At 63.3% G+C, this 19,718-nt stretch carries 22 protein-coding genes; 11 read left to right on the plus strand and 11 right to left on the minus strand.

Going from position 1 to position 19,718, the window contains the following annotated elements; translation table 11 throughout:
* Window positions 1–1,584, plus strand: coding sequence for an aminopeptidase P family protein (locus tag LDN85_RS14560; RefSeq protein WP_223943389.1), 1,584 nt, complete (start codon window positions 1–3; stop codon window positions 1,582–1,584).
* A 101-nt stretch (window positions 1,585–1,685) separates the two neighbouring features.
* On the opposite strand, the gene LDN85_RS14565 is transcribed toward LDN85_RS14560, so the two are convergent.
* Window positions 1,686–2,525 carry a general stress protein gene (locus LDN85_RS14565; protein ID WP_026546204.1) on the minus strand — a complete coding sequence of 280 codons (840 nt, stop codon included), beginning with the start codon at window positions 2,523–2,525 and terminating at the stop codon, window positions 1,686–1,688.
* A 76-nt stretch (window positions 2,526–2,601) separates the two neighbouring features.
* Here LDN85_RS14565 and LDN85_RS14570 point away from each other — a divergent pair, with 76 nt between their 5' ends.
* Genes LDN85_RS14570 through LDN85_RS14580 form a run of 3 tightly spaced genes read left to right on the plus strand, consistent with a single transcriptional unit; the run spans window position 2,602 to window position 5,726 of the window.
* The gene (locus LDN85_RS14570) at window positions 2,602–3,885 is read left to right on the plus strand and encodes a CBS domain-containing protein (protein WP_026539974.1); all 1,284 of its coding nucleotides are present in this window, start codon (window positions 2,602–2,604) and stop codon (window positions 3,883–3,885) included.
* Complete coding sequence (locus LDN85_RS14575; RefSeq protein ID WP_026546205.1) at window positions 3,866–4,594, plus strand: DUF1003 domain-containing protein; 729 nt, start codon at window positions 3,866–3,868, stop codon at window positions 4,592–4,594. The genes LDN85_RS14570 and LDN85_RS14575 overlap by 20 nt, the downstream gene beginning before the upstream one ends.
* 4 nt (window positions 4,595–4,598) lie before the next feature.
* Window positions 4,599–5,726, plus strand: a complete 1,128-nt coding sequence (locus tag LDN85_RS14580) for a P-loop NTPase (protein WP_223943390.1) — start codon at window positions 4,599–4,601, stop codon at window positions 5,724–5,726.
* Between the two features lie 86 nt (window positions 5,727–5,812).
* On the opposite strand, the gene LDN85_RS14585 is transcribed toward LDN85_RS14580, so the two are convergent.
* Genes LDN85_RS14585 through sigE form a run of 3 tightly spaced genes read right to left on the minus strand, consistent with a single transcriptional unit; the run spans window position 5,813 to window position 7,788 of the window.
* Window positions 5,813–6,214 carry a Sec-independent protein translocase TatB gene (locus tag LDN85_RS14585; RefSeq protein ID WP_223943391.1) on the minus strand — a complete coding sequence of 134 codons (402 nt, stop codon included), beginning with the start codon at window positions 6,212–6,214 and terminating at the stop codon, window positions 5,813–5,815.
* A gap of 31 nt (window positions 6,215–6,245) precedes the next feature.
* Window positions 6,246–7,157: a hypothetical protein gene (locus LDN85_RS14590; RefSeq protein WP_223943392.1), complete on the minus strand. Its 912-nt coding sequence runs from the start codon at window positions 7,155–7,157 to the stop codon at window positions 6,246–6,248.
* Between the two features lie 7 nt (window positions 7,158–7,164).
* Entirely contained in the window at window positions 7,165–7,788 is a 624-nt protein-coding gene (sigE, locus tag LDN85_RS14595; RefSeq protein ID WP_026539969.1) for an RNA polymerase sigma factor SigE, read from the minus strand.
* Window positions 7,789–8,027: 239 nt separating this feature from the next.
* On the opposite strand from sigE, the gene LDN85_RS14600 reads away from it, so the two are divergent.
* Window positions 8,028–8,660 carry an O-methyltransferase gene (locus tag LDN85_RS14600; protein ID WP_026539968.1) on the plus strand — a complete coding sequence of 211 codons (633 nt, stop codon included), beginning with the start codon at window positions 8,028–8,030 and terminating at the stop codon, window positions 8,658–8,660.
* Window positions 8,661–8,724: 64 nt separating this feature from the next.
* Here LDN85_RS14600 and LDN85_RS14605 read toward each other — a convergent pair whose 3' ends face one another.
* The 4 genes from LDN85_RS14605 to LDN85_RS14620 all read right to left on the minus strand — a co-directional run bounded on the left by LDN85_RS14605 (window position 8,725) and on the right by LDN85_RS14620 (window position 11,614).
* A complete protein-coding gene (locus tag LDN85_RS14605; RefSeq protein WP_064721643.1) occupies window positions 8,725–8,892 on the minus strand; it encodes a DUF3117 domain-containing protein in 168 nt (55 codons plus the stop codon).
* Window positions 8,893–9,120: 228 nt separating this feature from the next.
* A complete protein-coding gene (locus tag LDN85_RS14610) occupies window positions 9,121–10,338 on the minus strand; it encodes a hypothetical protein (protein ID WP_223945471.1) in 1,218 nt (405 codons plus the stop codon).
* Between the two features lie 77 nt (window positions 10,339–10,415).
* On the minus strand, window positions 10,416–10,748 hold the full coding sequence (locus LDN85_RS14615; RefSeq protein ID WP_026539966.1) for a DivIVA domain-containing protein: 333 nt from the start codon (window positions 10,746–10,748) through the stop codon (window positions 10,416–10,418).
* 26 nt (window positions 10,749–10,774) lie between these two features.
* A complete protein-coding gene (locus LDN85_RS14620) occupies window positions 10,775–11,614 on the minus strand; it encodes a TIGR00730 family Rossman fold protein (protein ID WP_026539965.1) in 840 nt (279 codons plus the stop codon).
* 163 nt (window positions 11,615–11,777) lie between these two features.
* Between LDN85_RS14620 and LDN85_RS14625 the strand changes: the two genes are divergently transcribed.
* From LDN85_RS14625 to LDN85_RS14640, 4 genes are all read left to right on the plus strand, one after another.
* The gene (locus LDN85_RS14625; protein ID WP_026539964.1) at window positions 11,778–12,533 is read left to right on the plus strand and encodes an amino acid ABC transporter ATP-binding protein; all 756 of its coding nucleotides are present in this window, start codon (window positions 11,778–11,780) and stop codon (window positions 12,531–12,533) included.
* A 74-nt stretch (window positions 12,534–12,607) separates the two neighbouring features.
* A complete protein-coding gene (locus LDN85_RS14630) occupies window positions 12,608–13,483 on the plus strand; it encodes a glutamate ABC transporter substrate-binding protein (protein WP_026539963.1) in 876 nt (291 codons plus the stop codon).
* Between the two features lie 92 nt (window positions 13,484–13,575).
* Window positions 13,576–14,226, plus strand: a complete 651-nt coding sequence (locus LDN85_RS14635; RefSeq protein WP_026539962.1) for an amino acid ABC transporter permease — start codon at window positions 13,576–13,578, stop codon at window positions 14,224–14,226.
* Entirely contained in the window at window positions 14,223–15,116 is an 894-nt protein-coding gene (locus tag LDN85_RS14640; RefSeq protein ID WP_026539961.1) for an amino acid ABC transporter permease, read from the plus strand. Before LDN85_RS14635 ends, LDN85_RS14640 begins: the two co-directional genes overlap by 4 nt.
* A gap of 76 nt (window positions 15,117–15,192) precedes the next feature.
* Here the strand turns inward: LDN85_RS14640 and dapE are convergent, their stop codons facing one another.
* A complete protein-coding gene (dapE, locus tag LDN85_RS14645) occupies window positions 15,193–16,347 on the minus strand; it encodes a succinyl-diaminopimelate desuccinylase (protein WP_223943393.1) in 1,155 nt (384 codons plus the stop codon).
* 87 nt (window positions 16,348–16,434) lie between these two features.
* On the opposite strand from dapE, the gene dapD reads away from it, so the two are divergent.
* Entirely contained in the window at window positions 16,435–17,460 is a 1,026-nt protein-coding gene (gene dapD, locus LDN85_RS14650) for a 2,3,4,5-tetrahydropyridine-2,6-dicarboxylate N-succinyltransferase (protein ID WP_026546211.1), read from the plus strand.
* A 14-nt stretch (window positions 17,461–17,474) separates the two neighbouring features.
* On the plus strand, window positions 17,475–18,317 hold the full coding sequence (locus LDN85_RS14655) for a hypothetical protein (protein ID WP_026546212.1): 843 nt from the start codon (window positions 17,475–17,477) through the stop codon (window positions 18,315–18,317).
* Window positions 18,318–18,336: 19 nt separating this feature from the next.
* Here LDN85_RS14655 and LDN85_RS14660 read toward each other — a convergent pair whose 3' ends face one another.
* Window positions 18,337–18,948: a hypothetical protein gene (locus LDN85_RS14660; RefSeq protein WP_026539957.1), complete on the minus strand. Its 612-nt coding sequence runs from the start codon at window positions 18,946–18,948 to the stop codon at window positions 18,337–18,339.
* 107 nt (window positions 18,949–19,055) lie between these two features.
* Entirely contained in the window at window positions 19,056–19,682 is a 627-nt protein-coding gene (locus LDN85_RS14665) for a TetR family transcriptional regulator C-terminal domain-containing protein (protein WP_223943394.1), read from the minus strand.
* Window positions 19,683–19,718: the final 36 nt, after the last annotated feature.

The following is a 19,718-nucleotide window of genomic DNA, read 5'->3' on the forward strand; positions in this document are numbered from 1 at the left end:
GTGAACGATGCTGAAAACACCCAAAACATGGATTCCTCAAATTCCCAGCCGCTGCAAGAGCGCGTCAACAACCGCTCACAGAGGCCCACATCGGATGCCTTCAAGGCATTCATGGCAAGCAATTGGGCACCGGCCCCGCAGGTGACCCCTGCGCGTGACGCCGTCGCAGACCATGCCGCCCGCCGCCGTCGTACCATCTCCGAACTGTTCAAGGGCGAACGGCTTGTTGTCCCGGCGGGTCCCTTGAAGGTCCGCTCCAACGACTGCGACTACCGTTTCCGCCCGCACTCCGGATTCGCCCACCTCACCGGTTTGGGCCTTGACCACGAGCCGGACGCCGTCCTGATCCTGGAGCCGGTGGCTGAAGGAAAGGGCGACGACGGCGGTCACCACACTGCCACGCTCTACTTCCGGCCGCTGGCCGGCCGCGATACCGAACAGTTCTATGCGGACTCCCGCGCAGGCGAGTTCTGGATCGGCGCCCGCCCCACCCTGGCTGAGTTCGAAGCGCGCCTGGGCCTGCCCACCGCGCACATCTCCGAGCTGGAAATGGCCATCACCAAGAACGTTGGCGCCCCGGAGATTGGCGGCATCTCGATCCGCTTGGTCCGCAAGGTGGACGAGAACATTGACGCACTGGTGGACACCGCTCGGTACAACACCGCCAAGGATCCCGAAAACCTGGACCTCGGCGAGCTCGACGCCCTTGATGAAAAGCTCAGTGAAGCACTCTCCGAGCTGCGCCTGATCAAGGACGAATGGGAAATCGAACAGATGAAGGTCGCCGTGGCGGCCACCGTGGAGGGCTTCGCCGATGTTGTCCGTGCCCTGCCCCGTGCACTGACCCACAAGCGTGGCGAGCGCGTTGTTGAAGGCGCCTTCTTTGCCCGTGCCCGCGAGGAAGGCAATGAGCTCGGCTACGACACCATTGCAGCCTCAGGGAACAACGCCACGGTCCTCCACTGGAACCGCAACTCGGGTACCGTCAACGCCGGAGAGCTCCTGCTCCTGGATGCCGGCGTCGAGGCAGATTCCCTGTATACCGCAGATGTCACCCGCACGTTGCCTGCAACCGGCACGTTCACTGATATCCAGCGCAAGATCTACGAGGCCGTGCTGGACGCTGCCGACGCCGGATTCGCGGCTGCACAGCCGGGCGTGAAGTTCCGCGACATCCACACGGCCGCCACCACGGTCCTGGCCGAGCGCCTCGCCGAGTGGGGCTTGTTGCCTGTCTCCGTGGAAGAAGCCATCAGCCCCGAGGGCCAGCAGCACCGCCGGTGGATGCCGCACGGTACCAGCCACCACCTCGGCCTTGACGTGCACGACTGCGCCCAGGCCAAGCGCGAGCTCTACCTCGACGGCATCCTCACCGAAGGCATGGTCTTCACGATCGAGCCTGGCCTCTACTTCAAGAACGAGGACCTTGCCATCCCCGAGGAGTACCGAGGAATCGGCGTCCGCATTGAAGACGACATCCTCATGACTGCTGATGGCCCCGTGAACCTCAGCGCCGCTTTGCCCCGCAAGGCAGAGGACGTCGAGGCGTGGATGGCAGGCATCTACCAGGACGCGCAGGGCTAAAGACCCTGCTCCAGTGCGCATAAAGGAAGGCCACCGGTTATCCGGTGGCCTTCCTTTGTGCTCTTGTACGCAGCCCTTGGGCGGGCCTGCCGGGTGATCGCCTAGTGCTTGGGCGAGCCTTCCGGGCCGGACTCCTGTCCGTCCTCCCGGGGCCCGTTCTGCGGCGGGTTCTGCCCTTCGGTGACGCGGACGCCGTACTGCGGACGGCCGTCCGGGAGGTCGGGATAGCGCACAGCCGCCGGTGCCGGGTTCTGCACGGGCTGTTGGGCGGCAGGGCCCGGTGTCCCGGCGGGTGCGTTCTGTCCCTGGGGAGCGCCAGCGGTGGACTCGGGACCGCGCTGGCCGTAGGGGTCGTTCCACGTGGAAGGCCGCTCAGGAGCTTGACCGGGTTGCTGCACCGGCGTGTTCTGCGGGTTGTAGTGGGTGGCCTGCGCCGTTGCTGCCTGTGCCGGGTTCATGGGCAGCTGCTGAAGCAAGCGGCGGGCTTCATGGGCGGCTTCCATGGCGACGATGACGTCATAATTTGTGGCCACCACTTGACTGGTGGACGTGAAGTCGCGCTTCCCACGCTGCGTGGCGTAGGTGACGATCCCGAACAACATGAAGAAGGCCGCACCCATCAGGACCGAGGTGATGATGGAGAAAGGGCCGCCTGCCGGGGTGAAGAAGGACAGCATCACACCCACGAAGAGGCCAAACCACATACCACTCAACGCTCCGGACAGCGCCACCCTCGGGTAGCTGAGGCGCCCGGTCACCCGTTCCACCATTTTGAGGTCATTGCCCACGATCGACACCAACTGCACCGGGAACTGCTGGTCAGCAAGGTAGTCCACCGCCTTCTGGGCATCCAAATACGAGGTGTATGAGCCCACGGTGTCGCCCTGGGGGACGCTGCGGGATTCCTCAACGGCTTTGGGACCACCAAAAATGTTAGACATAGCCCCATTGTGTCCCATGGACATGTGAACTGGCTGGAATTCAGCTAAAAGAGAGCAGACTCGGTAGCCTGTAAACATGAGCACACATCCTTCACGCGTCTTTGTCGCGCGCCTGCTCGGCTTGGACGTCTTTGACCCTTTGGGTGATCGTTTGGGCCGCTTGCGCGACGTCGTGGTGCTCTCCCGCGGGACCCGGGGCGCTCCGCACGTGGTGGGCATCGTGGTGGAGGTACCGGGCAAGAAACGCGTCTTCGTGCCCATGACGCGCATTACCTCAATCGACCAGACGCAGATCATCTGCACAGGCTTGGTCAATCTGCGCCGCTTCGAGCAGCGCGGCGCGGAAACACTGGTGGTTGCCGAGATGTTCGACCGCCGTGTGACGTTGGCGGATGGTTCCGGCGACGCCACCATCGAGGACATCGCCATGGACCAGCACCGGTCCAAGGACTGGTTTGTCAGCAAGCTGTTCGTGCGCCGGGGCCACTCGTTGTCGCCCCTGAGCAGGCTCCGCCGGAACGAAACGTTGATCATTGACTGGGCTGACGCCCAGACCGGGGCCCACAACGAACCCCAGGCAGCAACCCAGTTCGTGGCAACACACGAGGACCTTAAGCCTGCCGACTTCGCCGAGGCCCTCCAGGAGATGAGCGACAAACGCCGCTTCGAGGTAGCCAGCGAACTCCAGGACGAGCGCCTTGCCGACGTCCTCCAGGAGCTCCCGGAAGACGACCAAGTGGAGATCCTCTCAGCCCTGGATGTGGAGCGCGCAGCCGACGTCCTCGAAGAGATGGACCCAGACGACGCCGCCGACCTCCTGGCCGAGCTCCCCTCCGCCCAGGCAGAGGAACTGCTCCAGCTCATGGAACCCCAGGAAGCAGAGGACGTCCGCCGCCTCCTGGAGTACGACGAAGACACCGCCGGCGGTCTGATGACCCCGGTCCCGGTCATCCTCCCGCCCGAAGCAACTGTTGCCGAAGCATTGGCCCACGTCCGCCGCGAAGAACTTTCCCCGGCGCTGGCCTCTTCCATCTTCATCGCACGGCCGCCTTTGGAGACACCCACGGGCCGATTCCTGGGCGTAGTGCATATCCAGCAGCTTTTACGTTTCCCGCCACCGGAACCGCTGGGCAACCTCGTGGACAAAAACCTCGAACCGTTGTCGGACCAGGCCCACATCAGCGAAGTTGCCCGGACCTTGGCCACCTACAACCTCAATTCCCTTCCAGTCGTCGATGACGACGGCCGCCTTGTCGGGGCGGTGACTGTTGATGACGTGCTGGATCACCTGTTGCCGGATGACTGGCGAGCCCATGAGGACGACGCCCCTATAAGGAAACTTGGAGGCCGCATTGGCTGATAACAACGCCACCCGATCCCCCAAGTCGCCGGGACGCTCCAGCAGCAGCCTTGACACGCCACTGAGCGGCCGCCAGCGGATCCTGCCGAAGTTCTCTCCCAACCCGGACGCATTCGGGAACGCAACGGAAGGTTTCGCCCGCTTCATGGGGACGCCGACCTTCCTGGTCTACATGACCATCTTTTGTGTCTTCTGGCTGGTCTGGAACACGTTCGCGCCCACGGAGTGGCAGTTCGACCGGATGGAGCTGGGCTTCACCCTGCTGACCCTCATGTTGTCGCTCCAGGCCTCCTATGCCGCTCCCCTGCTGCTCCTGGCCCAAAACCGCCAGGATGACCGCGACCGCGTCTCCCTCCAGCAGGACCGCCAGCGTGCCGAACGGAACCTGTCCGATACCGAGTACCTGACCCGGGAACTGGCCTCGCTGCGCATCGCCCTGCGCGAAGTAGCCACCCGTGACTACGTCCGCGCCGAACTCCGCAGCCTCCTGGAGGACATCATTGATGCCCAGGAAGAGCTGCGCGAGAACGATGCCGGTGATGGAACTGAGTCTCCCGGCGAGAAGGTCAAGGACAAACTCAAGGACAAACGGGACAAGTCCCGCGGTCCCCGCACGCAACAGATCCCCAAAGTCCGTCAGCCGCGGCCCACTGGGCCACAACACTCCACGGCAAAACCCTCGCCTGAAACCCCTGAAAGCCGGGCTTGAGAACATGAGCGCCCCATCTGCCGAGGAGCTCCATGCTGCCCTGGCAACCGTCATCGATCCCGAACTCCGCCGCCCGATCACCGAGCTCGGGATGGTGGAATCGGTCTCCTCCGACCACACCGGGACCGTTAGCGTCGCTGTCCTGCTGACCATCGCCGGTTGTCCCCTTCGGGAGACCATCACCCAGGACGCCACTGCGGCTCTGTCCAAACTCGACGGCGTCACGGCCGTGGACGTGGAACTGAAGGTCATGACCCCGGCCCAACGCGAGGCACTGAAGAAACAGCTCCGCGGACCAGGCGGCCAGCGCGGCATACCCTTTACCAAGCCGGGGTCCCTGACCAAGGTTTACGCCGTAGCAAGCGGCAAGGGCGGCGTAGGCAAGTCCTCGGTCACCGTCAACCTGGCTTGTGCCTTGGCCGCCCAGGGTCTTCGCGTGGGCATAGTTGACGCCGACGTCCATGGTTTCTCTGTTCCCGCCCTGATGGGCATCACGCAAAAGCCCACCCAGGTGGATGACATGATCCTGCCGCCGGTGGCCTATGGCGTCAAGGTCATCTCCATTGGGATGTTCGTGGCAGGCAACCAGCCGGTGGCCTGGCGTGGTCCCATGCTGCACAGGGCACTGGAGCAGTTCCTCACCGACGTCTATTTTGGCGATCTGGATGCCCTTTTCCTCGACCTGCCGCCCGGGACGGGTGACATCGCCATTTCCGTGGCCCAGCTCCTGCCCAACGCCGAGATCCTTGTGGTGACCACCCCCCAGGCTGCTGCTGCCGACGTCGCCGAGCGTGCCGGAACCATCGCGACGCAGACCGGGCAGAAGGTGGCCGGGGTGATCGAGAACATGTCGTTCCTGGAAATGCCCGACGGCGGCAGGATGGAATTGTTCGGAAGCGGCGGCGGTGCCATCCTGGCGGAGCGCTTGAGCGCCGCAGTCGGCGGCAATGTTCCTCTACTTGGCCAGATCCCCTTGGACATCCGGCTGAGGGAAGGCGGCGATGCCGGGAACCCGGTGGTCTTGGCCGCCCCGGAAACGGCCGCAGCGAAGGCCATGCAGCACATCGCCTCGGGCCTTGCATCCCGGCCGCGGGGATTGTCGGGATTGTCGCTGGGCATCGAACCCCGCTAGGACCTGTGTCCGCAGTCAGGCGACCGTTTCCTGGTGTCCGCAGTCAGGTGACCGCCGCCCCTGTTCGCCTCAGGGAATGGCTCTGATCAGGTCGCTTCGGTATCGAAGGGCGCAGCTTCGCCTTCTGCAAGCCGCTCAATCACCCTGGCGGGAGCCTTTGGCTTGGTCTCGACCGATGCTGCGGCGGCTGCCGTAGCGGCCACGGCGGGCGCTCCGGCGCTCACTGGCTTGGTGTCGTCATCCAGCAGCGCATCCTTGATGATGCGACGCGGATCGTACTGGCGCGGATCGTACTTTTTCCAGTCGACCTCATCGATGTCGATGCCGACTTCTTCCTTGATCTGCTCACGCGCACCGGAAGCCATCCGCCGGACTTCCTTGACCAAGTTGGCAAGCTTTTGAGTGTATTCGGGCAAACGGCTGGGACCGATGACGAGTACGCCGATAATCAGAAGGAGTATGAACTCCGGGCCGTTGATTCCAAACACGCTACGAAGATTACCTTGTCTGTGGTGCCGCTCATAAACCAGCGGGACGGAGAAGGGTCTGGAGCCCACGCAGCAGTCGCGCGTACCAGGCCTCGGTTCCTTCGTTGGGGTGTGAAGCTGCCATGGATTCGCCTGCCCTGACGATTTCAGGAACGGCGTCATCCGCGGCATCGGCTGGGAGGTCGGAGACGTAGCTGATCACGGCCGCAGGCATGGTGTAGACGGCCTTCCAGGGGCTCCCCTGCGTGACAGATAACCGCGCGGACGTGGTGGTGCCCTGCCCGGACTGGGCGGCTGGCAGGTGCTCCTCCACGATCGTGGCGTAGTGGCCGTTGTTTTCCAGCCTGATCTCCACTGCAGGGTGGCCGTTGTACATGGTGCTGTGGGCAGAGACCACGGTGAAGCCCATCCCCGCAAGCTCAGGGCATGCCCACCCTTCTTCCCGCAGGGCATCCAGTTGGGCAGCGTCCAGGCTGACCGTGCTCCCTGCCCGGAACGTGGGGCCCGCCATGCTTCCCACAGGGTTTCCCGTCCAGGCTCCGGCGAGGGCACCGACGTCGCTGCCGGCGCTCAGTTGGGGAACGTCGTTGCCGGCCACGACGTAGGCCGACAACGCCAGGGCGCCGGCGCTGACAGCCAAAGTACCGGCCGCAGCTGCGGCAACGCGAAGTCCACGGCGCATTTCGCCTGGCGTTGACCTGGCCTCCAGATGTTCATCCGGCTCGTTGGCGAGGCGTTCAGTATGCTGAATCAGCCGCGTGGCAAGATCCTGGCTGGCTTCGGGCACCGAAGCGCCCCGTAGGCGTTCAAGGTACTGCCGTTCCCGGCGAAGGGCACTGCGGCACTCAGCGCATTCCCGGACATGATCGGGATTTCGTGTGTGGCGCAGGGCAGCCAGCTTGTGCCGGGAAAACAGTCCCGGACGGCGGGGATGTCGAGGCATCGACGTCCTAGAGGATACTTGCGATGCGCGGCATCTTCAGGCGTGGCTTGCGGGCCTCTGCCGGACGGGGATCGCGGTGGGCAAGCTTCTCGCGCAGCATGGTCCTGCCGCGGTGGATGCGGGACCTGACGGTTCCCAGCTTCACACCCAACGCCTCTGCGACCTCGTCATAGGAGAGGCCTTCAAGGTCGCACAGCACGACGGCGGCGCGGAAGTCAGGCGGCAGTTCTTCCAAAGCACGCTGGACATCCAGGTCAAGATTGTTGTGTTCAAAGCTCTGTTCGGGCCCCGGTTCGCGGCCAGGCAGGCGGGAATCGGCGTCTTCGGCAAGGGCATCGAACCGGATCCGGCTCTTGCGACGGGCCTGGTCCAGGAACAGGTTGGTGGTGATGCGGTGCAACCAGCCGTCCAATGTCCCCGGTTTGAAGTTCTCGAGTGAACGGAAAACCCGGACAAAGACCTCCTGCGTAAGGTCTTCGGCGTCGAATTTGTTGCCCGTCAAGCGATAGGCGAGGCGATAAACCTTGGCGGAGTGGTTGGAAACCACTTCCTCCCAGCTGGGCATGACCCAGTCGGCAACGCCCTCAATGCTCTCCGATGTTTGGACTGGCGCAGCATGCGATGCCGGCATCGTCCACTCCCCTCAAAATGTTGTTCACCGAGTCCTTCGGCGCCGGCTGCCTCATGGGTGGCCGGAGCAATATCATCCCAAGGTTGTCTGGGAATTTCCTGACTGGTGCTGGTTTTTCCCGCAGGGCTGAAAACTGTCCCGGACACAAGGGCCGGGGCGGCCGTCCAACAGCGGCTTTCCCGGTGCTTACACAGTAGTCTTGGTACAACCACCCCTACCCGCGGAAAGCGAAACCCTTCATGAGTGCCGACAAGTCAAGCAGCTGGTCCTATGCAGAAGATCTGCCTGCTGAGGATGACGTCTTGTTGCGCGCCCGGGAACGCTCTTTCGAGCTCGGAGTCACGCCCATCAGCCCCGGCGTAGGTGCGGTGCTGACCGTCCTGGCTGCGGCGTCCAAGGCACAGACCGTGGTCGAGGTCGGTTCGGGGGCCGGGGTGTCCGGCGTCTGCCTCCTGCGCGGATTGAGCCCGCAGGCCGTCCTGACCACCATCGACGTCGACGTCGAACACCTCAAGGCGGCCAGGGAGGCGTTCCTTGAATCCGGCAGCCCTGCCAACCGCACGCGCACCATTTCAGGCCGCGCGGCCGACGTCCTGCCGCGGCTTACCGATTCTGCCTATGACCTCGTGTTCATCGACGCCGACAAGCCCAACTTCCCCAAGTATGTTGAACAGGCCATCCGCCTCCTCAAGTCAGGCGGGACACTGGTGATCAACGATGCCCTGGACAAGGACCGGGTCGCCAATCCGGCAGCACGCGATTCCACAACCGTGGTGCTGCGCCAGATCGGCAAGGCAATCCGCGACGACGACCGGCTCGCTTCAGCGATGCTTCCCACCGGCGATGGACTGCTGGTAGCTGTCAAGAGGTAAGGCACCAGCCCTGCCTTAAACCAAAAAGCAGGGCCCCGGCTCAGCCGGGCCCTGCTTGGTAGATCTATTCGGTGACGCCTACGAGGCATTCCTTGAGGTTTTCCGCTTCAGCGGCGTTGAGTTCGACAACAAGCCGTCCTCCGCCTTCGAGCGGCACACGCATGATCAGGCTGCGTCCCTCTTTGGTAACTTCCATCGGGCCGTCGCCAGTACGTGGTTTCATCGCCGCCATTAGGAAAATCCCCTCCATTTGTCCCAAGTCACGCCCAACCCGTCCGGGCTGGATCCGCATCGCAATTGCAGCCGGCGGCAACGCTTGGGAGGCCGCCTTGGCCGGGCACTTTTAGGTGCTTTGTCCTTGCTCGTAGACCATTATCCCGTACTTACCCGCCCGTAAGCTAATCAGCACGCCATTTGTCCGGGCGTTGTACATATTGCCGTTCCCCGGCATAGCTCCACGTCAGGGCGGATAGTCGCCTCCCCCGGGCAACTGGGCCCATGCCCACAGCCATACCACCCAGACAATCTGGAGCAGGATGAACATGGTCGCCACGGTGCCCCGGTAAGCCTTGGATTTGGACAGCAGGGCCGCGCCGAGGGCCAGGGGGAACAACGGCAGGAGCATACGGAACGTGCTGGTCTGAGGGTGCAGGAAGACCAGCAGGTAGCCCATGTAGCAGGCGCACCACAGCCGCAGCTCCGTTCCGATCGCCCGGACGGGCCTGGAAACCATCACCAGGACAAAGAGCCCTGTGAAAACGAAGGGTGCCAGTACTCCCAGCACCGGACCGAACAACATACGGCCGGTATCGAACCACGGCTTGAACGGCACAAGATCATGGCCTCGCCACGCCGTTTCAGTGCGCGTATAGGCGGTCGGATCTCCCGTGACGGCCCACGCGATGGCCGGCCATGCCACAGCCGCCAGGCCCGTGGCGACCACGAGGACGGCCAGTGATACCAGGCTGCGGGTGGACGTCGATTCCCTGTTTCTGCCCGTTGTTCCGGTGGCGCCATTGCCTGGAAGCTCCGTGGACGACTCCCGGTACCGTTGCCACAACCGCCCAACGAACAACAGACCCAGCATCGCGGCAAACGGCACGCCCGTGGGCCTGGACAGACACATCAGGAGCACCACGGGAATGGCGGCAAGATAGCGGCGCCGGACCACGAGCAGTAACGATGCCGCCAGAAGCAGCAGGTTCAACGATTCCGCGTACGGGACCTGCAGGATTGGAGAGACCGGGAAGGTGGAAACGAAGATAACGCCCCACATTGCCGACCGCCGGCCTGCGAATTCTCGGAAGAGCAGGTAGATGACCAGGGCCGCCCCGAGGCCGGCCAGCATGGCAATTGCCGTCAGGGCGGGCAACGTCCCCATCCCGGTGATGGCAGACAAGCCCCTGGCCAGGAAAGGAAACAACGCGTAGAAGGCCCAGGCGTTTTCCTTGACGACGCCGTTGGCGTCCACGGGAAGCTCTGCGGGATAGCCTTTGTCCGCTGCCTCCTGGTACCAGCGCCCGTCCCAGATGGTGATGAAGTTCCAATAATCCGGTGCGGGCGGAAACCACGGACTGGTGCCCTGGTGAATGGCCGCGGCCATGAAGATGCACGCGCTGACCAGCCTGGCCGCCACGAAGACCAAGGACACCTGGACCCACCACGGCCATGCCGCCATTCTTGCGGTGGCTGCTGTTGCGGAGCGGGAGATCCGCTCCGCGGGCCCCAGCCCGGCTTTGCTCCCGGCCGGGCGGTTCACAGGTTGATCCGGCCGGTTCCGCCATCCTCAAGCCGTGGCTGTGCCAGCGCGCTGAGCCGTTCGATCTCGCTGTCCTTGGCCTGCAATTGGTCCCGGAGATCATCGAGTACCTGGTCAACCTGGTCCATGCGGTAGCCGCGCAGGCCAAGGGCGAAACGCAGGGAGTCGACGTCGGACGGTTTGGCCTTGGACGGCAGCACCACCGGGGGCAGGTTGGGTACGGGCTCGTCAAGGCCGGCCCCGACGGGGCGTCCCCGGACGATCCCGGCTCCGAGGTACAGCACAGCGCCGACGATGACGATCGCGAGAAACACCAGGAAAAAGCTCACAGGTCCATCGTGCCAGAAACGGCCGGCTATTCCGGGCGCTGGTTTCCGTTGGGGGTGGGCGGCAGCGGTTCGCCGTGCAGAACGCGGTGCACAGCGTCCGCGGGGTCATCCACCAGCTGGATCAGGTCGAGGTCCTTTTCGGACACCATGCCCTCAGCCACCAAGGTCTCCCGGATCCACTCGATCATGGGCCCCCAGAACCGGACCCCCAGAAGAACGATGGGGAACGAGGTGACCTTGCGGGTCTGGACCAGCACCATGGCTTCGAAAAGCTCGTCAAGGGTGCCCAGGCCGCCGGGCAGGACCACAAAGCCCTGTGCGTACTTGACGAACATGGTCTTTCGGGCGAAGAAGTAGCGGAAGTTGATCCCCAGGTCCACCCACTGGTTCAGTCCCTGCTCGAAGGGAAGTTCGATTCCCAGGCCCACGGAGATTCCGTTGCCCTCCACGGCACCCTTGTTGGCCGCTTCCATGGAGCCGGGACCGCCGCCGGTGATCACGGCAACGCCTGCTTCAGCGAGCTTGCGCCCCACATCCACGGCCATCTCGTAGTACTCGGTTCCGGGCTTGGTCCGGGCAGAGCCGAACACGCTGACCGCAGGACCCAGGTCCGCGAGGGCTCCGAAGCCCTCCACGAACTCGCTCTGAATCCTCAAGACACGCCAGGGATCGGTGTGGATGAACTGTCCGGCGCCGCTGGTATCGAGCAAATGTTGATCAGACATCCCCGTATCCGCTTGTTTGCGGCGAAGCTCCAAGGAGCCCTTGTGCTTGGCCGGAGCGATGTCCGAGGGCAGGGGCACTTGGGTGGCCCTGACCTGGCCGTTGGCATCCGGGCGGGGTACTGGGTGCTGGCTGATGCTCATCGCACAAGGCTAGCGCTTTCACCTGCCTGCCCCGTTGCTGCGACCCGCTTCTTGCATTGCAGTCTGGTATCTCGCTGTGGGGCAGGTTTCTGTTCAGTCACGATCTTGGGGAAGTTGCCGTGACCGTGGTCATATTTGCTTCTTTGTTCGCTAGATTCGTCGTATGACTACTCAAGCGTCCGGCGATGCCCTCGTCTCCCTGAATGGCGTCAACAAGCATTACGGTCAACTCCATGTCCTCAAGGACATCAACCTTCAGGTCAAGAAGGGTGAAGTGGTAGTGGTTATCGGGCCCTCCGGTTCCGGTAAATCCACGCTGTGCCGTGCCATCAACCGTTTGGAAACCATCGACGACGGCGACATCGCCATCGACGGGAAGAAGCTTCCCGAAGAAGGCAAGGACCTCGCACACCTACGTGCCGACGTCGGAATGGTCTTCCAGTCCTTCAACCTGTTCGCCCACAAGACGATTCTTGAGAACGTCACGTTGGGTCCCATCAAGGTCAAGGGCGTGGCCAAGGGCACGGCCGACAAGGAAGCCATGGCCCTCCTGGAGCGTGTTGGGGTCGGTCACCAGGCCCCCAAGCTTCCTGCGCAGCTCTCCGGCGGCCAGCAGCAGCGTGTGGCCATCGCACGCGCCCTCGCCATGAAGCCGAAGGTCATGCTGTTCGACGAGCCCACGTCCGCGTTGGACCCCGAAATGATCAACGAAGTCCTCGACGTCATGATCCAGTTGGCCAAAGAGGGCATGACCATGATCGTCGTCACCCACGAGATGGGCTTCGCCCGCAAGGCTGCCGATCGCGTGGTGTTCATGGCTGACGGCCAAATTGTCGAAGATGCCACCCCCGAGGAATTCTTCACCAACCCCAAGAGCACCCGAGCCAAGGACTTCCTGTCCAAGCTCCTGACCCACTAGCTCTTTACCGCCCGCACCCAGGCCGTAAAGACCGCACCCAGGCCGCAAGACGGCCAATCTATGAAAGGAATGTCATGAAGGCTTTCATTACCCGGAGGAAATCACTCCTGGTGGCCGCATCCGCAGCCCTCGCCCTCTCGCTGAGCGCATGCGGCGGCGGCAGCACCACCACCACTCCTGTTGCCTCGGCCAGCTTCGAAGCCGGCACCACGATGGAGAAGCTGAACAAGGCGCAGAAGATCACCATCGGTACCAAGTTTGACCAGCCCCTGTTCGGCCAGAAGGGCCTGGACGGCAAGCCTGTCGGTTTCGACGTTGAAATGGGCAAGGCAATCGCCGCCAAGCTGGGAATCGCTCCGGACAAGATCGAATGGGTAGAGACCGTCTCCCAGAACCGCGAATCGTTCATCGAGCAGGGCCGCGTTGACCTGGTCATCGCCACCTACACCATCAACGACGCCCGCAAGGAAAAGGTCGCCTTCGCCGGACCGTACTACGAAGCAGGCCAGGCGCTGCTGGTGAACAAGGACGACAACTCCATCACCAAGCCTGAAGACGTCAAGGGCAAGAAGGTCTGCTCCGTCACCGGGTCCACCCCCGCCAAGACCATCGCGGAGAAGTACGGCGCTGAAGTTGTTCCCGCTGCAACCTACACCGCTTGCCTGGAGCCGCTGCGCAACAAGCAGGTTGTTGCAGTCACCACGGACAACGTGATCCTCGCCGGCTACGTGGACAAGGAGCCGGATGCCTTCAAGCTTGCTTCGGATGAAACCTTCACCAAGGAGCCTTACGGCATCGGCCTGAAGAAGGACGACACCGTCTTCCGCAACTGGATCAACGACCAGCTCGAGGCATTCCAGAAGGACGGCGATTACAAGAAGGCTTGGGAAGCCACTGCAGGCAAGGTCATCAAGACCACTCCTGAACTTCCTGCGATCAACCGCTACTAGTCGGGATCCGTTGACTGCCGCCGCCCACCCGGGTGGCGGCAGTTGACGACTCCAGGACCCTGTTCCCTGATTAGCTGCAGCCAAAGGAAGCCATGGACGCCGTCATAGCAAGCCTCCCCGAATACTGGGACGGATTTCTCCGCACCCTCTATCTCTCCGTAATTTCAGGAATCATTGCCCTCATTGTCGGCACACTCCTGGCGGCCATGAGGGTTTCCCCCGTGGCTGCGCTGCGCGGTTTCAGCATGTTCTATGTTGAAGTCGCCCGTAACACCCCATTGACCATCATCTTCTTCTTCGCAGCCATCGTTCTCCCCCGGCTGGGCGTTAAGTTCGAACAGTTCGAAGTTGCCGCCATCATCGCGCTGAGCAGTTACACGGCCGCCTTCATCGCCGAAGCCGTCCGTTCCGGTGTCAACAGCGTGCCCGTGGGCCAGGCCGAAGCTGCCCGCAGCATCGGCATGACCTTTACCCAGGTCCTGGGCTTCATTGTCCTTCCCCAGGCCGTCCGTACCGTTATCCCGCCGTTGATCAACATCCTGATCGCACTGGTGAAGAACTCCTCAGTGGCCGGCGCGTTCTTCGTCCTCGAGCTTTTTGGCTACGGCCGCAAGCTCTCCAACGACTACGGTGACCAGGTCCTCTGGATCCTCCTCGGGGTGGCCTTCTTCTACCTCCTGATCACGGTTCCGCTGGGCCTGCTGGCGCACTTTGTTGAACGAAAGGTGGCGATTGCCCGATGACTTCGGTCCTGTACGACGTCCCCGGGCCCAAGGCCCGCCTCTATTCGCTCATCGGCTCCGCAGCGGGCATCCTGATCATTCTTGGCATCCTTGCCATTGCGGTCATGACCCTCGCGCAGCAGGGAATTTTCGACGCCGACCGCTGGGAAATCTTCTACGGTCCCATGGCACCGGATGTCTGGAGCCTGATCGGCCAGGGCATCCTGTCCACGCTGGCCGCAGCCGCAGTCGCAGCAGTCATTGCCTTCCCGTTGGGCATCGCGCTCTGCCTGCTGAGGATCTCCCTGATCGCCTGGGTCCGCATTCCCACCCAGGTGGTCCTTGAGTTCCTCCGCGGCATGCCCGTGGTCCTCATGATGTTGTTCGTGCTGCTGGTCTTCGCAACCGGTCAGTTCCAGGCCGTAGTGGTGGGCTTGACCCTCTACAACGCCGCCATCTTCGCCGAAATCCTCCGTGCAGGCATCCAGTCGCTGCCCAAGGGTCAACGCGAAGCCGGCCTCGCCATTGGCCTGCGGAGCTTCCAATCGCGGATGTCCATCGAGTTCCCCCAGGCTGTCCGCCGCATGCTGCCCTCGTTGGTCGCACAGCTGGTGGTCCTGCTCAAGGACACCTCGCTTGGCTACATCGTGGGCTATGAGGAACTCCTGCGGAAGATCCAGATCATGGCCGACTTCCTGGGTCCGGACTTCCTGTTCCCGGCCTTCTTCGTCGGTGCCGCGATCTACATCCTGATCAACCTCACCGTCTCGCGGATTGCGATCATGATCGAGCGCCGCGGTTCCAAGAAGGCAGCCGGTGGCGTTGCTGCCCCGAGCCTTCGCACCGGCCTGATGGTGGGCGGAAACGACCCCATCGCCAAGGATTCGGTAGAAGGACCGGACAAGAAGTAGTCCTGGACCAAACTAGGAAGGTCCGCAGCCACCAGGCTGCGGACCTTCTTTATGCCCAGTTCAGGAAGCCGGCAGACTACGGCGCCAGCCACGTCCTCAGTGCGCGGAGGCACTCACGGATGGCGTCGGCGTCGACGTGCTCGTTGTCCTTGTGCGCCAGAAGGGGATCGCCGGGGCCGAAATTCACCGCCGGGATACCCAGTTCGCTGAAACGCGCGACGTCGGTCCAACCGTATTTGGGCTTGGGCTCAGCACCTACTGCGGCAACGAAGGACGCGGCTGCGGGGTGGTTGAGTCCGGGCCTCGCGCCGGCAGCAGCGTCCGTACGGACGACGTCGAATCCTTCCAGCAAGTCCCTGACATGGGCCTCGGCCTGGTCCGGTGTCTTGTCCGGGGCAAAGCGGTAGTTGATTTCCACCACGCAGCGGTCCGGGATGACATTGCCGGCGGTTCCACCCTTGATCTTCACCGCGTTGAGGCTCTCACGGTAATCGAGCCCGTCCACGTTGATGGTTTGCGGCTGGTAAGCGGCGAGCCGGGCCAGGATGGGGGCTGCTGCATGGATGGCATTTACGCCCATCCATGCCCGCGCTGAGTGTGCTGTTTCGCCGATGGTGGTGGCCTCAAACCGGCTGGTGCCGTTGCAGCCGCCTTCCACCGTACCGTGCGTGGGCTCCAGGAGGATTGCGAAGTCAGCCTCCAACTTGTCCCCGTGGTTCCGGACCAGCCTTCCCAGGCCGCTCTTGACCGCTTCCACTTCCTCATGGTCGTAGAAGACGAACGTGACGTCCTTGTCCGGCTGGCGGTCGTCGTCGAACAGTGTTGCGGCAAGGGCGAGTTGGACCGCGACGCCGCCTTTCATGTCGGTGGTCCCCCGCCCGTACAGCACACCCTCACCGGGAACACCGGATTCCCAGGTGGCCGGGACAGTTCCCAGCGAACCGTCAACCGTCGGCAGGGGCACAGTGTCCAGATGACCGGCGAGGATGACGCGTTCGGGCCGGCCCAGTTCGGTCCGGGCAATGATGGCGTCGCCGTCACGGATCACCGTGTAGGCAGGGATGGCGCGCAAAGCTGCCTCAACGGCGTCCGCGAGTTCAGTCTCGTTGCCGGAGACGCTGTTGAAGTCGATGATCGCGGCCGTCAGCAAGGCAACGTCCTGGCGCAGGTCAAGGAGGGCGGGAGCAGGGTTCAGGGTCACCCGTCCACAATATCTACCATTCTTGGTCATCCGGGCCACCAAGTTGCACCCGTATTGCGACTTCTCTGGCATGAGACGGGTTTTAACCGACCTCTGCCTGCTGGATAGACTTGCCCCATGACTGAAACTGCTTCCTCTGCTGCGCCCGCAAACGCGTCCGACAACCACCGATCCGCCTACGGCTTCGGCCTGGCCACCATCGCCACCTCGGCTTCCGGGGAAGCAACCGTGCTGGACGTCTGGTACCCCGCGCCTGCCCTGGGCGTTGCCGCCGAGTCCCTGCGCGACGTCGGGAACGCCGATCCCGCGCTCACCGCACTTGCCGAGGAAGGCCAGGATGCTGACCGCGGTACGGAGCAGAAAGTTGTCTTCGCGCAGATCGACCTCGACGCCGCCCCGGCAGACACTGCCGACGCGTACCTGCGTCTACACCTCCTCTCCCACCGACTGGTCAAGCCCAACAGCATCAACCTGGACGGCGTCTTCGGCAAGCTGCCCAACGTGGTCTGGACCAACTTCGGCCCGGCCGCGGTGGACGGCTTCGAACTGACCCGCGCACGCCTGCGCAAGCGCGGCAACGTGGTGGTCTACGGCGTGGACAAGTTCCCGCGCATGGTCGACTACGTGGTTCCCACCGGCGTGCGCATTGCCGACGCCGACCGCGTCCGTTTGGGTGCGCACCTCGCCGAAGGCACCACCGTGATGCACGAAGGCTTTGTAAACTTCAACGCCGGCACCCTGGGCACCTCAATGGTGGAAGGCCGCATCTCCGCCGGCGTTGTAGCCGGCGACGGCACCGACGTTGGCGGCGGCGCGTCCATCATGGGCACGCTCTCCGGTGGCGGCAAGGAAAAGATTGCCTTGGGTGAGCGGGTGCTGCTCGGCGCCAACTCCGGTGTGGGCATCAGCATCGGCGATGACTCCGTAGTGGAGGCCGGCCTGTACGTCACCGCCGGTACCCGCGTCCGCGTTCCCGGCCCCAAGGACGAGAACGGCGAGGACACCAGCAAGATCATCAAGGCTGTGGAACTCTCCGGCGTTCCCAACCTGCTGTTCCGCCGCAACTCCACCACAGGCGGCGTGGAAGTCCTTCCGCGCAAGGGCCAGACGGTGGAGCTGAACGAGGCCCTCCACGCCAACTAGCAGGAGATCAACCAATGCGCCGGTTCCGCCTCGGCATCGTTGCGGTGCTGGCTTTGGCACTGGTAGCAGGTGCCATTTACGCAATAGCCGCAGTGCTGCAGCGCTCCGAGACCCTGGTCACGGAGCGCTGCTTCGCTGTTGTCGGCACTGAAAGCCATGAGCTGGCCACGGATCAGGCCGCCAATGCCTCCCTGATCGCTGCCATCTCCGTCCAGCGCGGACTTCCACCCCGGGCAGCAACCATTGCGTTGGCTACGGCCATGCAGGAATCCAGGCTGCGGAACATCAATTACGGCGACGACGCCGGGCCTGACTCCCGCGGCCTGTTCCAGCAAAGACCTTCCCAGGGCTGGGGAACCGAGGAACAGGTCATGGACCCCACCTACGCCGCGAACGCGTTCTTTGACGGTCTGGTCAAGGTCGCTGGCTATGAATCCATGGAAATCACCCAGGCCGCCCAAGCCGTTCAACGCTCGGCCTTCCCACGGGCCTACGCCCAGCACGAAGGCATGGGCAGGGCCTTCGCTTCTGCGCTTACCGGGCACTCCGAGGCGGCACTGAGCTGCGAACTGCGCATGCCCGAAGCGGCGGGCGATCCTGCCGCCGTCGTCGACGAACTCAGCACGGCCTTCGGCACCCTGCCGGCCACCGTCCAAGGCCGCTCGGTGCAACTGGACATCACCGGCACTCAAGCTTGGGCCGTTGCGCATTGGGCTGTGGCAAACGCCAAAACGCTGTCAATTACCCAGGTGGATGTTGGGGGCCAGGCCTGGAACCGGGAAAAACGTGACGGCTGGCAGGTTTCTCCGGCTCCTTCCGGGGCGGTCACCATTACCGTTTCCGCACCTGCCACGTAGGTTTTTGCACTTCCGCTGCTTAGGCGAGGATCTCCACCACCGGCTGAACATAGCTCCGGAAAACATCCGGCTCGGACAAGAGCTTGTGGCTCATGATCATGGTGCTGGGCTCCAGATACCAGGCACGCGGCTCGTTCAGCGGCAACTCAATGATGGTTAATTCAAAGTCACGCGAACTCCGGCCGACTTCCAAGAGCCTGTCCTCCACCATTTCATTGAGGACCTGGGTCACACCGTTGACCTCACGGGCAGCCTCGATCTCGGCGTACTCGTCAATCCTGTCAGTGGCCCAACCCAAAGCAGAGCCAAAGTGGGCTTGCAGCACCCGCTGCAGTGCCGGGGAGTTACCGAAAGCCTTGAAGCTGGGTGGCGCCAGTTCGGAGGCGGGGTTGGGGTAGGACTTGAGCAGGCTTTCCCACCAGGCTTCCCATTCGGTCTTGAGGGCGTGGATGCCGCCGACGTCCGAGGTGAGGTGGCTATGGTCTGCGTGCCGGACTTTGGGGGCTGCATGTGACAGGCTCGGCGTTCCCGCACCATCCAGGCCGGCAATCTCCCGCAGGTACAGGGCGATGAGCATCGGCCCGGACGTGTCCATAGTGATGCGCCAACCCGGGCCACCTGACTCGTGCATACGAATTCCTCCCTTGGCAGGGTGCCGACATCTCCCAGTCTATTCCCGTTGGGACGCGACGTCAGGGGCGGATTTCATTGCTTTGCTGAGGCATGGGCACCCGCTCCCTAACCGGCAGCGGGTGCGCCGGACAGGGAATGGAGATGGGCAGTGATGACATCGCTGCACATCTCCGCTGTCATCCAGTCCGGTTGCAGCAGGGCGTGCATGCACAGGCCGTCCATCGTGGCCAGGAGCCGTTCAGCCTCGGTAACCAGGGTTTGTTGGGCATCGGCCCCTCCGGGGTTCAGGAGCATGATCAAGCGCCCGACGGCGGCAGCTACGGTGCGGTGGCTGCGCTCGGCTTCGGCTGCCAGGACAGGTTTGATCCGTGCTGCGTGCCTGAAGGCCATCCACACGCAGGCGTCCACGGCGAGCTCCTCATCCAGGGGCAGGAACTGGCCCAGGAAGTTCACCACTGCAGAATGCTGTTCCGGGCTTCCCTGCGGCTCCTGTTCGACGAGTGCCAGGGATTCTTCCAGCCGTGCAGCAATGCGGTCAATGACAGCGCCGAAGGAGAACACCAGGAGGTCGTCGCTGCTGGCAAAGTAGTGCCGGACCGAGCCCACGGCCAGACCGGCCTCATCCGCTACTTCCCGGAGGGACGCCCGTTCCAAGCCATCGCTGGCAATGATCCGGAAAACGGCTTGGACAACTTCCTGGCGCCGGGCTTCGGCATCAACAATTTTGGGCACTAATTGTTTTTAGCACAAATGTGCTTCAACACCGCT

The sequence above is a fragment of the Arthrobacter sp. StoSoilB20 genome (assembly GCF_019977295.1).
GTDB lineage: Bacteria > Actinomycetota > Actinomycetes > Actinomycetales > Micrococcaceae > Arthrobacter > Arthrobacter nicotinovorans_A.